At 61.0% G+C, this 13369-nt stretch carries 13 protein-coding genes and 4 tRNA genes; 9 read left to right on the top strand and 8 right to left on the bottom strand.

Translation table 11 applies throughout. From position 1 onward, the window contains the following. Positions 1-7: 7 nt before the first annotated feature. The 8 genes from TX24_RS27425 (at position 8) to TX24_RS27390 (ending at position 7232) form a co-directional block, all read left to right on the top strand. On the top strand, positions 8-772 hold the full coding sequence (locus TX24_RS27425) for an SDR family oxidoreductase (protein ID WP_003192533.1): 765 nt from the start codon (positions 8-10) through the stop codon (positions 770-772). Positions 773-880: 108 nt separating this feature from the next. Next, positions 881-956, top strand: a tRNA-Val gene (locus TX24_RS27420). Between the two features lie 55 nt (positions 957-1011). After that, positions 1012-1088 (top strand) — tRNA-Asp (locus TX24_RS27415). A gap of 105 nt (positions 1089-1193) precedes the next feature. After that, a tRNA-Asp gene (locus tag TX24_RS27410) sits at positions 1194-1270 on the top strand. A gap of 387 nt (positions 1271-1657) precedes the next feature. Further along, positions 1658-4489, top strand: coding sequence for a xanthine dehydrogenase family protein molybdopterin-binding subunit (locus tag TX24_RS27405; protein WP_057711839.1), 2832 nt, complete (start codon positions 1658-1660; stop codon positions 4487-4489). Next, positions 4482-5021, top strand: a complete 540-nt coding sequence (locus tag TX24_RS27400; protein ID WP_003192529.1) for a (2Fe-2S)-binding protein — start codon at positions 4482-4484, stop codon at positions 5019-5021. Before TX24_RS27405 ends, TX24_RS27400 begins: the two co-directional genes overlap by 8 nt. A 2-nt stretch (positions 5022-5023) precedes the next feature. Next, a complete protein-coding gene (locus TX24_RS27395; protein WP_057711838.1) occupies positions 5024-6259 on the top strand; it encodes a c-type cytochrome in 1236 nt (411 codons plus the stop codon). A 1-nt stretch (position 6260) separates the two neighbouring features. Further along, positions 6261-7232, top strand: coding sequence for an XdhC family protein (locus TX24_RS27390; RefSeq protein WP_057711837.1), 972 nt, complete (start codon positions 6261-6263; stop codon positions 7230-7232). 120 nt (positions 7233-7352) lie between these two features. Here TX24_RS27390 and TX24_RS27385 read toward each other — a convergent pair whose 3' ends face one another. Beyond that, complete coding sequence (locus tag TX24_RS27385; protein ID WP_057711836.1) at positions 7353-8636, bottom strand: NAD(P)/FAD-dependent oxidoreductase; 1284 nt, start codon at positions 8634-8636, stop codon at positions 7353-7355. A 184-nt stretch (positions 8637-8820) separates the two neighbouring features. On the opposite strand from TX24_RS27385, the gene TX24_RS27380 reads away from it, so the two are divergent. Continuing rightward, positions 8821-8897 (top strand) — tRNA-Val (locus TX24_RS27380). A gap of 109 nt (positions 8898-9006) precedes the next feature. On the opposite strand, the gene TX24_RS27375 is transcribed toward TX24_RS27380, so the two are convergent. From TX24_RS27375 to TX24_RS27345, 7 genes are all read right to left on the bottom strand, one after another. Beyond that, a complete protein-coding gene (locus tag TX24_RS27375; protein WP_057711835.1) occupies positions 9007-10143 on the bottom strand; it encodes a tyrosine-type recombinase/integrase in 1137 nt (378 codons plus the stop codon). After that, the gene (locus TX24_RS27370) at positions 10143-10376 is read right to left on the bottom strand and encodes a hypothetical protein (protein ID WP_057711834.1); all 234 of its coding nucleotides are present in this window, start codon (positions 10374-10376) and stop codon (positions 10143-10145) included. The genes TX24_RS27375 and TX24_RS27370 overlap by 1 nt, the downstream gene beginning before the upstream one ends. 2 nt (positions 10377-10378) lie before the next feature. Next, positions 10379-10597, bottom strand: a complete 219-nt coding sequence (locus tag TX24_RS27365; RefSeq protein WP_057711833.1) for a hypothetical protein — start codon at positions 10595-10597, stop codon at positions 10379-10381. Between the two features lie 35 nt (positions 10598-10632). Continuing rightward, complete coding sequence (locus TX24_RS27360; protein ID WP_057711832.1) at positions 10633-11187, bottom strand: hypothetical protein; 555 nt, start codon at positions 11185-11187, stop codon at positions 10633-10635. 49 nt (positions 11188-11236) lie between these two features. Next, a complete protein-coding gene (locus tag TX24_RS27355) occupies positions 11237-11524 on the bottom strand; it encodes a hypothetical protein (RefSeq protein ID WP_186354457.1) in 288 nt (95 codons plus the stop codon). Further along, positions 11521-11829, bottom strand: coding sequence for a phiTE_015 family protein (locus TX24_RS27350; RefSeq protein ID WP_057711830.1), 309 nt, complete (start codon positions 11827-11829; stop codon positions 11521-11523). Before TX24_RS27350 ends, TX24_RS27355 begins: the two co-directional genes overlap by 4 nt. 33 nt (positions 11830-11862) lie before the next feature. After that, positions 11863-13369, bottom strand: a 1507-nt coding sequence (locus tag TX24_RS27345) for a DNA cytosine methyltransferase (protein ID WP_057711829.1), incomplete at its 5' end; no start/stop codon positions are given.

Genomic DNA, 13369 nt, shown 5'->3' with positions numbered 1-13369 from the left:
GTGGTCCATGGAGGCCGCAGCGGCCAGTAACGGGCGCGTGGCGTTGGTGACGGGCGCGGCGCGGGGCATTGGCCTCGGGATTGCCGCGTGGCTGATCAGTGAAGGCTGGCAGGTGGTGCTGACCGACCTGGACCGCGAGCGCGGTGCCAAGGTGTCCAAGGTGCTGGGCGACAATGCCTGGTTTATCACCATGGACGTGGCCGACGAGAAGCAAGTGGCCCAGGGTGTCGCCGAGGTGCTGGGGCAGTTCGGGCGCCTGGACGCGCTGGTTTGCAATGCGGCGGTGGCCGACCCGCGCAATATCACCCTGGAAAGCCTCGACCTGGCGTACTGGAATCGCGTGCTGGCGGTCAACCTCAGCGGGCCGATGCTGTTGGCCAAGCACTGCGCGCCTTACCTGCGTGCCCATGGCGGTGCCATCGTCAACCTGGCCTCGACCCGGGCGCGTCAATCCGAGCCTGACACCGAAGCCTATGCGGCCAGCAAAGGTGGGCTGTTGGCCCTGACCCACGCCCTGGCCATGAGCCTTGGGCCGGAAGTGCGGGTCAATGCGGTCAGCCCTGGCTGGATCGACGCACGTGACCCGGCTGCGCGGCGTGCAGAACCGCTCACCGACGCCGATCATGCCCAGCATCCGGCGGGCAGGGTGGGGACGGTGGAGGACGTGGCGGCGATGGTGGCCTGGTTGCTGTCGCGTCAGGCCGGGTTCGTCACCGGGCAAGAGTTCGTGGTGGACGGTGGCATGAGCAAGAAGATGATTTACAGCGAGTAGGGCGGGTAGCCGTCTTGAAGTCATTTTTGTCTTTTTCAGAAAAACTTCAAGCAGGCTATTGACTTAGGTCCGCTACCTGCGTAAATTTCGCGGCCTCAACGAAGCAAAGGGTGATTAGCTCAGCTGGGAGAGCATCTGCCTTACAAGCAGAGGGTCGGCGGTTCGATCCCGTCATCACCCACCACTTCTTGAGAGTTTTGCCCTCGGGCAAGACGCAACGTTAAAGGTTGCACCGACGCGCAGCGGTAGTTCAGTCGGTTAGAATACCGGCCTGTCACGCCGGGGGTCGCGGGTTCGAGTCCCGTCCGCTGCGCCATATTTTCCAGGTTCGATGTGTCGGGCTTGAGATTGAACAGCCAAGGCTGATCAGTCAGATGTTTAAAGGTGGTTGAGGGTTCATGCTCAATCAGCCAAGCGATACGCAGCGGTAGTTCAGTCGGTTAGAATACCGGCCTGTCACGCCGGGGGTCGCGGGTTCGAGTCCCGTCCGCTGCGCCATATCTGCCTCAAGGCCCACTGAACGCCTTGAAGCACAAGGAAAGCCACTGGCTCACCTTGATCCGATAGCAAAAACCCTGGTCGAAAGACCGGGGTTTTTTGTGTCTGGGGGTTTGAAAAAACCTCATCTTCTTCGCTACCACCAGCGCTCATTATCGGCAAACGGCCGACAGATCATTTCGATTCTGTCGGCCGTTTTGCGTTCTTGTGTCAAAAAATTTCAATGTGGTTATTTGCCGCAGGCGCAGAAACCTTTAAAGTTAACCCTTCGGTCAACTTTGCACTGTCATCATGGCCTTTTGATTCGTCGAGAAAGGCTTCTGCAAGTCTCCAGATTCGGTGTACTTAACCATAAGGGCGGATTTATAACCGCTCAGAGGATGATCCATGTCCAACCGTGAAATAACCCGGCGCTCGTTCCTCCAGGGCGGGCTGGTGGCGGGTGTGAGTGTCACGCTCACGCCGCTCAGCACCCAGGCGCTGGCTGCCTTGATGGAAAACAGCGTGACCGTGCCGTCTGAAAAGTGGCTCGGCCATAACGGCAAGGCGCGCCAGCGTAACGATGCCTTGTCGAAAGTCTGCGGCAGCAAGGTGTTTGCCCGCGACATCCGTTCCAAGGACATGCCGGGCTGGCCCCAGCAGCAAGGTCACGCCATGTTGCTTAAAACCATCAAGGCCGACCACATCTACGCGGGCTACGACCTGTCGTGGCTTGGCGCCGATCTGCAGCCGGACCGTATTGTCACCGCTGCCGACCTGGACAAGGACGGTATCGTCTTCCCGGAAAAGCATGCGCCGGACCCGTTGCTGCCCGAGGGTAAAGTGCCGATGTTCATCGGTCACCCGGTGGCGATCCTGATCTGGAACGACTTCGAGCGTTTCCGTCAGGCCAAGAACAAGCTCAAGTTCAATGACAAGGCGATTCGTTACGGCGCCAAAGTGCCGTATTACGAAGGCGACCCCTACGGCAGCTTCCGCTATGTGCGCGTGGGTGGCGCGACCTCGGCCGATGAAGACGAATTCGCCAGTCTCAAGGATTCGATCCTGTTCCCGATGCTGAAAAACCGTCGCCCGGTGTGGAATTCCCAGCCAAACCTGCACGGCAACCTGACCGAGCGCGGGTTGTTCTACGCCGAGCGCATGAAGAGCCAGATCAGCACGCCGCCGGACAACTGGCTGGTGTTTGACGAGCGCTACAAAACCCCATCGATCGAACCGGCCGCCATGGAGCCGGACAACGGCAACGGTTGGTACGATCCGGCGACCAAGACCCTACACTTTGTGGTGGCCACCCAGTGCCCATTGGAAGTCGCGACCGAGACCGCCAAAATGATCTCGCCGTCGAGCTTCGGCCTGGCCCACTTGAACATGCACCCGGGTTACACCGTGGGGTACGGCTCCAAAGACCACAACATTTTCGTCTACTACGCCGCCCTCGCTGCGTTGTATGGCGCCGGCGTGCCGGTGCGTCTGGCCAATGACCGTTACGAGCAATTCCAGAGCGGCATCAAACGCCACCCGTTCGATATTCGCTATCAGTTGGCGGTCGACAAAAACGACCACAGTTTCAAAATTTTCCTCGCCGACATGAGCGTCGACGGCGGTGGCCGGATCAACTACAGCCCATCGGTGGCTGCGGTCGGCGCCACGGCGGCGCAGTCGATCTACTACATGCCGCAGAACGACCTGCAAGTGACCGCGTACCACTCCCGTGGCGTTGAAGCCGGTTCGATGCGTGGCTACGGCACCCTGCAAAGCATGGCGGCGACCGAAATGATGGTCGACGAAATCGCCGGGCGCCTGGGTGTGGATGCCATTGAGCTGCGGCGCAAGAACGCACTGCGTTCGGGCATGAAGAACACCCAGGGCGCGATCCCTGCCGGTGCGTTGCGCCTGCACGAAATTCTCGACAAGGCCGCTGTGCACGACGTGTGGAAAAACCGCGACGCGATCAAGCAACAACGCGAAGCCGCAGATCCGGATAACTGGTATGGCGTTGGTTTCGCCATCTGCCAGAAAGACTTCGGCACCGGTTCCGAAGCGCCGATGGCCAGTGTCGAATTCAGCGCTGACGGCCGCATCAGCCTGCGCCACATCGGCATCGAAATCGGCACCGGCATGTCCACTTCGCAATCGCTGGTGGTCGCCGATTTCCTCGGCAGCCCGGCCCACGAAGTAAAAACTGGCGAAACAGAGTGGCAGGAAATGCAGCTGGTCACCGGCGGCAACCCCTACACCATGAGCCAGGCCGAGCAGGATACCCTGCTGCGCAACCCGCGTTGGGTGGGCAAGCTCGCTTCGGCGTCTTCGGCGACCAACTCGGCGTACTACTTCAGCCATGCCACCCGTGAAGCGGCGCGTGTGCTGTTCAACCACGGCCTGTGGCCAGCGGCGCTGGAGATCTGGCGCCAGGGCCCGTTTGGCGGCCAGGCCAACCCCTATGTTGTGCGCCGCGAAGACGCGCATTGGGTCGACGGCAAGCTCACCGCCAACGGCATGCAGCCGTTGAGCTTTGAAGAGCTGGCCAAGCGTGCTCACGAGCGCGGCCTGGTCACCGCTGCCACGGTCCACGGGTTCAACCGCTGGAGCTGGGCCGAAGCCGAATACAGCATCGACGGCGTGCGCGAGCGCCTGCCGCTCGACGGTCTGGCGGTGAAATACGGCGACGGCGCACCGAAAGCCAAGCAGGCGCTGATGAACACTGCCGGTTTCCACCTGCTCGATCGCCAGAACGTCAGCTATCCCGCCACCCAGTTGAACAACGCTGCGGTGACGTACTACAGCCCCGTCGCCACGTTGGTCGAGTTGAAGGTCAACAAGGGTTCGGCACAGGTCGAAGTGCTCAATCACCATTCGTGGATCGAGTGTGGTCGGGTGCTGGTTGAAGAATTGGTCAAGGGCCAGCTCGAAGGCGGTGTGGCCATGGGCATCGGTCACGCCTTGATGGAAGAAATGCCGCTGTACGAAGGCGGGCCGGGGGAGGGTGACTGGAACTTCAACCGCTACCGCCTGCCAATGGCGCGTCACGTTGCCGTGTGGAAACAGACCTCGGAGATTCTGCCGGCGCTGTCGCCGAGCGACCCGTCCAAAGGTATCGCTGAGGTGGTGATGATCCCGATTGTCGGGGCCATCGGTAATGCGGTGGCGCACGCCATCGGTAAACGTGTTCGCGACCTGCCAATCACGGCTGCCCGCATCAAGGAGGCCCTCAATGGCTAACCGTCCGCTTCAACTGACCCTCAATGGTCAATCCGTCGGCCCGGTGGACATCCCTGATGACCTGCCGATGATCGACTACCTGCACGAGTACAAGAACCTCACCGGCTCGCGGTTGGGCTGCGGCCAAGGCATTTGCCACGCCTGCGTGGTGATCGTCGATAACCCGGACGGCACCAGCGAAGAAGTGCGCACCTGCATCACCGGCGCGCACTACTTTGAAGGCAAAAAAGTACGCACCATCGAAGGCCATGCCAAGCGCGACGAGGCGGGCCAGGTCACTGAGCTGAACCCGATCCAGCAGCGCTTCGTGGATGAGTTCGCCTTTCAGTGCAGCTATTGCGCACCAGGCTTCGTCAACGCGGCCACGGTGTTGGTGGAGAAACTGCAACGCCAGCCGACCGTGCACAGCAAGCTGGAACAAGTCATCGAGGATAGCCTCGGTCATCACGTCTGCCGTTGTACCGGGTACGTGCGTTATTACAACGCCACCCGCAACGTGCTGACCGATCTCGGCCTGGTCAAGGAGGGTTAAGCATGAAGCTTTTTCTGACCCGCCTGGCCTTGGCGGTTGGCCTGGCCGCGCCGGTATTGTTTGCCCACGCTGATGATCAAGCCAAGCGCGGCGAATACCTCGCCCGCGCCGCCGACTGCATGGCCTGCCACACGGCACCGGGCGGCGCGCCGTTTGCGGGCGGCCTGCCGATTGTCTCGCCGTTCGGCACCATCTACGGCACCAACATCACGCCAAGCAAGGAACACGGCATCGGCTTGTACAACGATGATGAGTTCTTCGCCGCGTTGACTGAAGGCAAGCGTCGCGACGGCGCGTACTTGTACCCGGCGATGCCCTACACCTCGTACCACCTGATGCCGCGTGAAGACTCGGACGCGATTCATGCGTACCTCAAGACCATCGAGCCGATCGAGCGCGCAGCGCCGGTGACGAGCCTGAGCTTTCCGTTCAACGTGCGCCTGGGCCTGATGGGCTGGAACGTGTTGTACGGCAAAGCGCTGAAACTGGAACCGGCGCAAGGCAAGAGCGAAGCCTGGAAGCGCGGCCAATACATGGTCGAAGTGCTCGGTCACTGCGGCGAATGCCACACGCCACGCGGCCTGCCCGGCGCGATGGAGCTGGACAAGCGCCTGACCGGCGGCATCCTCAATGGCTATCTGGCGCCCAGCCTGCTCGCCACGGACCTGGCCGCACGCGGCTGGAATGAACAGGACCTGAGCACCTTCCTCAAGCACGGCATGAGCGCTCAAGGCTCGATGTTCAACGAGATGTTCCCGGTGTTTCACAACAGCACCCAGGGCCTGAGCGATGCGGACCTGGCCGCGATGGCGACCTTCCTGCTCGGCGATAAACCGCCGGCAGCCAAGGCGTTGGTCGAAGTGCCGGTGGAGCAACTTGGCCCGAGCGCTCAGCGCGGCCGCCAGGAATACCTGAACGTCTGTGCCGGTTGCCATGCGGCAGGTGGCGAAGGCAAGCCGCACATCGCGGTGGCGATGCGCGGCAACACCACGCTGCGGCTGGAAGACCCGCGCAACCTGGTACGGGTGATTGAGGACGGGATCGGCGAGCAGAAGTTCTCCGGGTTCGAACACATGCAACCGATGCCGGGCTTCGCTGGAAAACTCAGCTCGGAGCAACTCACCGATCTGACCAATTACCTGCGCCAAGGCTGGGGCGGGCAATCGGCGGAGCTGGCGGTAAGCGACGTGCAGAAGCTGCAGGCTGAGGCGCCGTCCATCGAGCACAAGGCGCACTGACATGCAGCATCTGGATCTGCAGGTGATACGACGGGCGCTGGAGTGGTCGGTGGCCGGGCAGCGCATCTGGCTCTGTACGGTGCTGGCCACCTACGGCTCGGCGCCGCGGGCGCCGGGTTCGCTGCTGGCGGTGAACGCCGCTGGGCAGTGGATTGGGTCGTTGTCGGGTGGTTGCGTCGAGGAAGACTTTCTCGAGCGCGTCGCCGAAGGTGCGTTTCTCGATGCGGTCAACGTGGTGCGCTATGGCGCAGGGGACGATCCGCGCTCGCGGGTCAGCCTGCCCTGTGGCGGTATTCTCGATGTCTTGGTTGAGAAGCTCGAGCCTGACTGCGAGGTGCAGGCGCACCTGCGTGAAGTGGAGTCGGCGCTGCTCGGGCAGCGCTGCTTGATTCGCGAGGTGGATCTGGCCAGCGGGGCGCACAGCCTGTTTGCTGACCGCGAGCAGGGCGCGCGCATCGAGCGTGACAGTGACCGGGTGCGCATCCGTGTTGGTGCGGCTCAGCGTTTGTTGCTGGCCGGGTACTCCAGCGTGGCGCAGGCGTGTGCCGAGTTTGCGGTCGGTCTTGGGTTTGAGGTGATCCTCTGCGACCCGCGCGATGAAGTGCTCGAAGGCGTGGTGCTCAATGGCGTGGAGATTCGTCGCCAGTTGCCGTCGGTGTTTATTGCCGACGGTGGCTGTCACCGTGATACGGCGGTGGTGGCGCTGACCCATGACCCGCGTATCGACGATCTGGCGATGATGGAAGCGGTGCGTACCGACGCGTTCTACATTGGCGTGATGGGGTCGTTGCAGACATCGCAGAAGCGCTTTGAGCGACTGCGCCGTATCGGTGGGTTAGGGGAGGCTGAATTGGCGCGGATACACGCGCCCATCGGGCTTAACCTGGGCAGCAGGACGCCATCGGAAATCGCGCTGGCAGTATTGGCCGATATCGTGCGGATTCGCAGCGGGATTGCTCGCGACCAGCTCTGAAGCGCAGCCCTGTAGGTGTAGGAGCGAGCTTGCTCGCGAAAAACTTCAACGATAACGCGTTTATTCTGAATGAATGCGGCGGCTGTGAGTTTTTCGCGAGCAAGCTCGCTCCTACAGTGGTTACATCCCGAACTTATCCCGCAACCCGTAGTACCAGGCCCCCAACGCCGCAAACGGCGTGCGCAACATCTGCCCACCCGGGAACGGGTAATGCGGCAAGTCCGCAAACGCATCAAAACGCTCAGCCTGACCCCGCAAGGCCTCTGCCAGCACTTTGCCCGCCAGGTGCGTGTACGTCACGCCATGGCCGCTACAGCCCTGGGAGTAATAGATGTTGTCGCCAAGGCGGCCAACCTGCGGCAAGCGCGACAGGGTCAGCAGGAAGTTGCCGGTCCAGGCGTAGTCGATCTTCACGTCCTTGAGCTGTGGAAATGCCTTGAGCATTTTCGGCCGGATGATCGCTTCGATATTCGCCGGGTCCCGCGCGCCATACACCACGCCGCCGCCGAAGATCAGGCGCTTGTCGCTGGTGAGGCGGTAGTAGTCGAGCAGGTAGTTGCAGTCCTCGACACAATAATCCTGGGGCAACAGCGTCTTGGCCACTTCATCGCCCAGTGGCGCCGTGGTGATCACTTGGGTGCCGCACGGCATCGACTTGGCCGCCAACTCCGGCACCAGATTGCCCAGGTAAGCGTTGCCCGCGACGATAATGAACTTCGCCCTGACCCTGCCTTCAGCGGTGTGCACCACCGGATTGGCACCGCGCTCAATGCGCACCGCTGCCGATTGCTCATAGATCGTGCCGCCCAGGGATTCCACGGCCGCGGCTTCACCGAGCGCCAGGTTGAGCGGGTGGATATGACCGCCGCTCATGTCCAGCAGGCCGCCCACATAGTTGTCACAGGCCACCACTTCGCGGATGCGGTGCTCGTCCAACAACTCCAGTTGCGTATGGCCGTAGCGCTCCCACAGGCGCTTCTGCGACTCCAAGTGGCCCATGTGCTTGCTATTGAGGGCGGCGAACACGCCGCCGTCCTTCAAGTCGCACTGGATCTGATACTTGGCCACGCGCTCACGGATGATCCTGCCGCCTTCAAACGCCATCTGCCCCAACAACTGCGCCTGCTGAGGCCCGACACTGCGCTCGATCACATCGATATCGCGGCTGTAACTGTTGACGATCTGCCCACCGTTGCGGCCCGAAGCACCAAAACCGACCTTGGCGGCTTCCAGCACCGTGACGCGAAAGCCGTTCTCCAGCAAAAACAGCGCACTGGAAAGCCCGGTATAGCCAGCCCCGATCACGCACACGTCGGTCTCGACTTCACCTTGCAGCACAGGACGGGGCGGGACTTCATTCGCAGAAGCGGCGTAATACGACTGGGGGTAGGGGGTGTTCGCCATCCTGGAACCTCTGTTTTATATTTTTTACGAGTGCGCCGATCCTACCTGAGTTGAAAATTGCCTGCCAGCCACCCGGAAATCACGGGTGTACCCGACGCAAATAAAAAATTCGCATATTCATAGGGTTAGCTGCAAAAAAGATGTTGACACCCCTTCGAAATTCCGTAGAATGCCGCCTCACAGCAGGCACGTAGCTCAGTTGGTTAGAGCACCACCTTGACATGGTGGGGGTCGTTGGTTCGAGTCCAATCGCGCCTACCAAACAAAATCCGCTCTGCTGGGCGGTCTATAGGGGTCATCGGAAACGGTGACCCCTTTTTGCTTTCTGCGATTTGCAAAACTTTTGCAAAACTTTTGCAAAACCCCCACCTCAAAACGCCAACTCGGCGCCCACCTCGACATACTCGATCTTCTTTTCGTCGTGCCCCTCCTGATAATGCTTCGTCATCTTCTCGTCCGCATGGCCCATGAGCGCCTGGATGTACTCCTGTGGGAAATTCTGCTGCTCATACAACCAGGCACCCAATGCGCGGATCTCGTGAAAAGTGGGGCGCTCTCCGGCCGGCACGTGGTCATAGGCGTGCGCTGCGTCCCTGGCCTTGCTGAACTCCTTGGTCAGGTAGTCCGGCGTTACCGATGTCCAGTGATCCTTGGCGTCTATCTGCTCCCGCCTGCGGGCTTTGGGCTTGTAGTGGATCAGGTAGGGCGAGGCGAGCGGTGAGCGCAGGCACTCTCCGACCACCTCCCGCAGCGTTGCGCCCATGGTGATCTTCAGGTGTACCGGGTTGTCGTAACCCTGGGTTTTCCCTGGCGACACTGTGAGCGTGTTCTTTTCCATGTCCGCAGCAGACTTCAGCCAGGTGACGATGTCGTCCCGGCGCTGAAGGCTGGCCAGGGCCAGGCGGATTGCCCGCTTTAGCCATGGCGGCGTTGTTGCTGCGTGGATGATCACCTTCAACCCGTCGAGCGTGTGGCGCTGGCGCTTTTTCTCGGCCTCCTTCTTTACCAGGGTGAGTTCGGCGTTGTTACGTTCGGCCAGGCCCTTGGCCACTGCGAACGCGAATATCTGCACCCACAGCCCGCGGTGCTTCGTGTAGGCATTGTTGCTGAAGTTATCCAGGTACTCGGCCATGGCCAGCACATCCAACTGTCCTATCAAGCGGTCACCCAGATCCTGCCGGTACCGCTCGAGCTTGAACTTGATCTCCTCCAGGGTGCGGGCGGCGTATGACCGGTGCGGCAACCAATCTTCTTCGAAGCGCGTCAGCAGGTTGCTCACGATCGGTAGTCGGTCGCCGGTCAACACCGACAGCAGCGAGCCGTCATCTACGACCAGCTCGGCCATTTTGAGGTTGGCTGCCCGGGCCAGCTTGATTGCCTCCTCCAGAGGGCGGTTGATGCTGGTCATCACGCCGGTGATCGGGTTGCGGTACCGCCAATACTTCCCGTTCGGGTAAAGGTTTGGCGGCAGCTTTCTGTTTTGCAGCGTGCGGGGGCGGGCAGCCATCACCCAATCTCCAGCATCTTGGCCAGCAGCGGGTCACTCGATCCCATAACCTCCGCCTGCACGTCGACGAAATACATCCCGCCCTTTACCTCTCCAATCACTTCGCCTTCCTCAATCCATTTCTTCAACTGCTGCAGGCTCGGCTTTCCACCGACGTACCGCAACTTCCTGTATTCCCCGGCCTCCATGAGGCGCGGAAGCTTGACCGTAATTTGCGCCAGGACCTTTGCCATAGCTACCTCCCGCCCACCGTGGGCCGCGCTGTCTTAATAATGTGGATTGCCAGGCCAAAGCTGATCAGCAGCCAGGTGCATGTACCGGCGAAGGCGTAGAGCAGTGCCTCGGTGGTGCCGGTGCCCAGCAGGTCGATAGCGAACCAGCCGAACCAGCCGAGTGTTCCTACCAGGTATAGAAAAGCCCCCAGCAGTATCAGGGTGAGTTTCATAGCGAACATGGGTTGTCCTTGCCGCGCTGGGCGGCAGAAGGTGGTTAGCGGGTGGCGTTGTAGATAGCCGAAGCCAGTCGGAGCTGTGTTCCATTGCCGTTGCCCGCAGGCTTTATGCGATCAATGACGGAAAGAGCTTCCTTTGCAGCTGTTAGTAGCGTGTCTTTCTGGCGCTCAGTCTTTATCGCCAGTGCCCGCAACCTATCTGCTTCGGCCTTCCATTCAATTGCGCATTCTTCAAAGTGCTGGGCCGGCTCCCAGGGCGACGGAATCACGTCTATGGTGATCGGCCCCATGTCCCAGTTGTTGCGCCTTGCTGCATCGGCGCACGCGTCCCGCACGGCCTGAGCCCGGTGCTCTGCGTCTTCTTTGCTCAGGCATGCGCTAACTTCTCCTGGCCCAACGCTGTGCATCGCCCAAAGTGCTATAGGCGGATCAGTCAGTGCCCGGCGCAAATAGGTCACGATAGGACGTAGCGGGTCCTTCTCTTCCAGTTCATTCAGGATTTCTTCTGCCGCTTTCCGGTCGAGGGTCAAAACTTCAATGGCTGGTTCGGGCGGGGCAGTCAATGCGTTGATGATTTGCTGCATGTCAGACATAGGAATACCTCGCCCGCCGCTCACCGGCAGGCATGTAGGGGGATTGGGGTTACTTCGAAAGTACGGCGCTGCTAAGGGCGTCAGCTTCTTCATCAGCGCGCATGACATGCTTAGCCCTAGAGCAGTCGAGGTTGCCATAGCCGGAAACGCTGTAGCCGATCAACTGCATGAGCTGCGAGCGATCATCCTTCGAGTATTCGCGACAGGCGATGTCGTTCAGGTCTAAGCCATGCTTTGCGCACAGCTCCTGCATGTCGCAGATGATTTGATTTTTCTTGAAGCGGACGACTTGATCAGCCGCTACTTCCACAGGCTGCATTGGTTGGCGTTTGCTCATGGCCTGGGCCCCTCCGAGATAGTGATGCCAGCGCCTAACAGTACAATTCGCACATCAAAGCTCGGCACCAGCCCGATTGCACAATCGGCAGTGTCGTCTTTCTCGCGGTCCAGGCGCCCGTCGTTGTCCCAGGCCTCGACGGCTGGCAGCTCAACCACCAGCGTCTCGCGGGAAGCGCTCCAGCCAATCCAGCACATGCCTACGTACAGATTGATGTACTCACCATTTGTCCGTTTCGACAGACTTGCTCCGGGAAACCGGGCCAAATGCCAAGCTTCGAACTTTTCCTGCGCTGTCTGCGTCATGGCTTATTCACCTTGTAGATGGAGTGGGGGAGTTCAGAGTTGTTGCAGAAGGCGCCGGCCGATCCAGCGAACCACGGTGACGGCCTTGCTGTTGCCGATCGCCTTGTAGCGGGGGCCGTCAGGGCATTCGCTGGCAGGCTTTCCCCGCCAAGGGATCAGCGTGTAGTCGTCGGTCATGCCCTGGAGGCGTTCGCACTCGCGGGGAGTTAGTCGACGGACAGCACTGGTGGAAGATACAACGTTGGGGCCCAGGGATGAGTCTGTGTTGTCGACTTGCTTGCCGTAGTTGCTGGTCAAGGTCTGGGCTACGTCGCGGCATGCAACTATGGGCTGCCCACGGCCTGTTCCGTCCTCGCTCCCATCGAACCCTTCAGCTTTCAGCGTATGGGTGATGTCGCCGGTGATACATACAGCGACCTGGCCGCCGGCGTTGGCATGGCTGCCTGAGTGGTTCATTGCGCGCAGGGTAGGGGCGATCGCCCCGGCGTCAGCACCGTGATCCTTGCAGGAAAATGCCAGCACCGCGTTTTCCTGGCCGTTGTTCCTGCCTAGGGCGAAGGCAAGTTTGTTGCTGACACCAGGGTCTTGGGTGCCGTGCACTACCAGCAGGCCGGACTCTGCGTCTTGCTGAGTAGCGCTACCGGCTGCTTTGCCGCCGGCTTGAAGCGTACCCGTGACAACGAATGCCTCGCTTTCAAAATCCATCCGCCCACTGGCGCTTCCGCATGCATTGCGCGCCGGAGCCACATCGATTGGCCCACGGGTGTCGTTCCCGCCGAAGACAAGCAGATGTCCTGCCTGAGCTTGGTTGTCATCTGCGCCACATGTTCCAACACCATTCGCGGTTAGGGCTGCGACTGGTCCGAACCGCTGTGCAGGGCCGAAAGGAGCTGTTCCGGTAACGTCCTGCCCCTGGCCTCGGCGCGGCGCAGTATCCCGGCGCACGCCTTCTCGCTCAAAAAGTACCTCGGTGGGATCGAACCCGTCTCGAGCACTTGCGACAACGAACACACGACGGCGTCGTTGGGCCAGGCCGAAATATTGGGCGTCCAGGACCCGCCACGCGATTGTTCTTTTGGGTCCATACACACAACCAGCGTCCTGCCATTTCTTCCCTGAAGGCTGCAGCTCGCAGTCTTCCCCAGCAAGCGCGCCAAGAAAGCATCCGAAGGCGTTCCCTTTGTCGCTGAGGACGCCGGGGACGTTCTCCCAGACGATGACGCTGGCGGGCTTTCGCTGGCCGGCGCGAACATAGTCAACTGCATCTGCAAGCTCCACGTATTTGATGGTGAGTGCGCCGCGCGGGTCAGTGAGGCCTTCGCGCATACCGGCGACCGAAAATGCCTGGCATGGGGTGCCGCCGACCAGCACGTCCGGCGCCGGGATCTTGCCGGCCAGCACCAGGGCGGCCAGCTTGGTCATGTCGCCGTGGTTCGGCACGTCAGGGTAGCGGTAGGCCAGGACCGCCGACGGAAACTGCTCAATCTCGGCGAACCAGGCGGCGCGCATGCCCAGCGGGTGCCACGCTTGTGTTGCAGCT

Source organism: Pseudomonas lactis (assembly GCF_001439845.1).
GTDB lineage: Bacteria > Pseudomonadota > Gammaproteobacteria > Pseudomonadales > Pseudomonadaceae > Aquipseudomonas > Aquipseudomonas lactis.
This window is presented reverse-complemented; position numbering and strand designations above follow the sequence as displayed.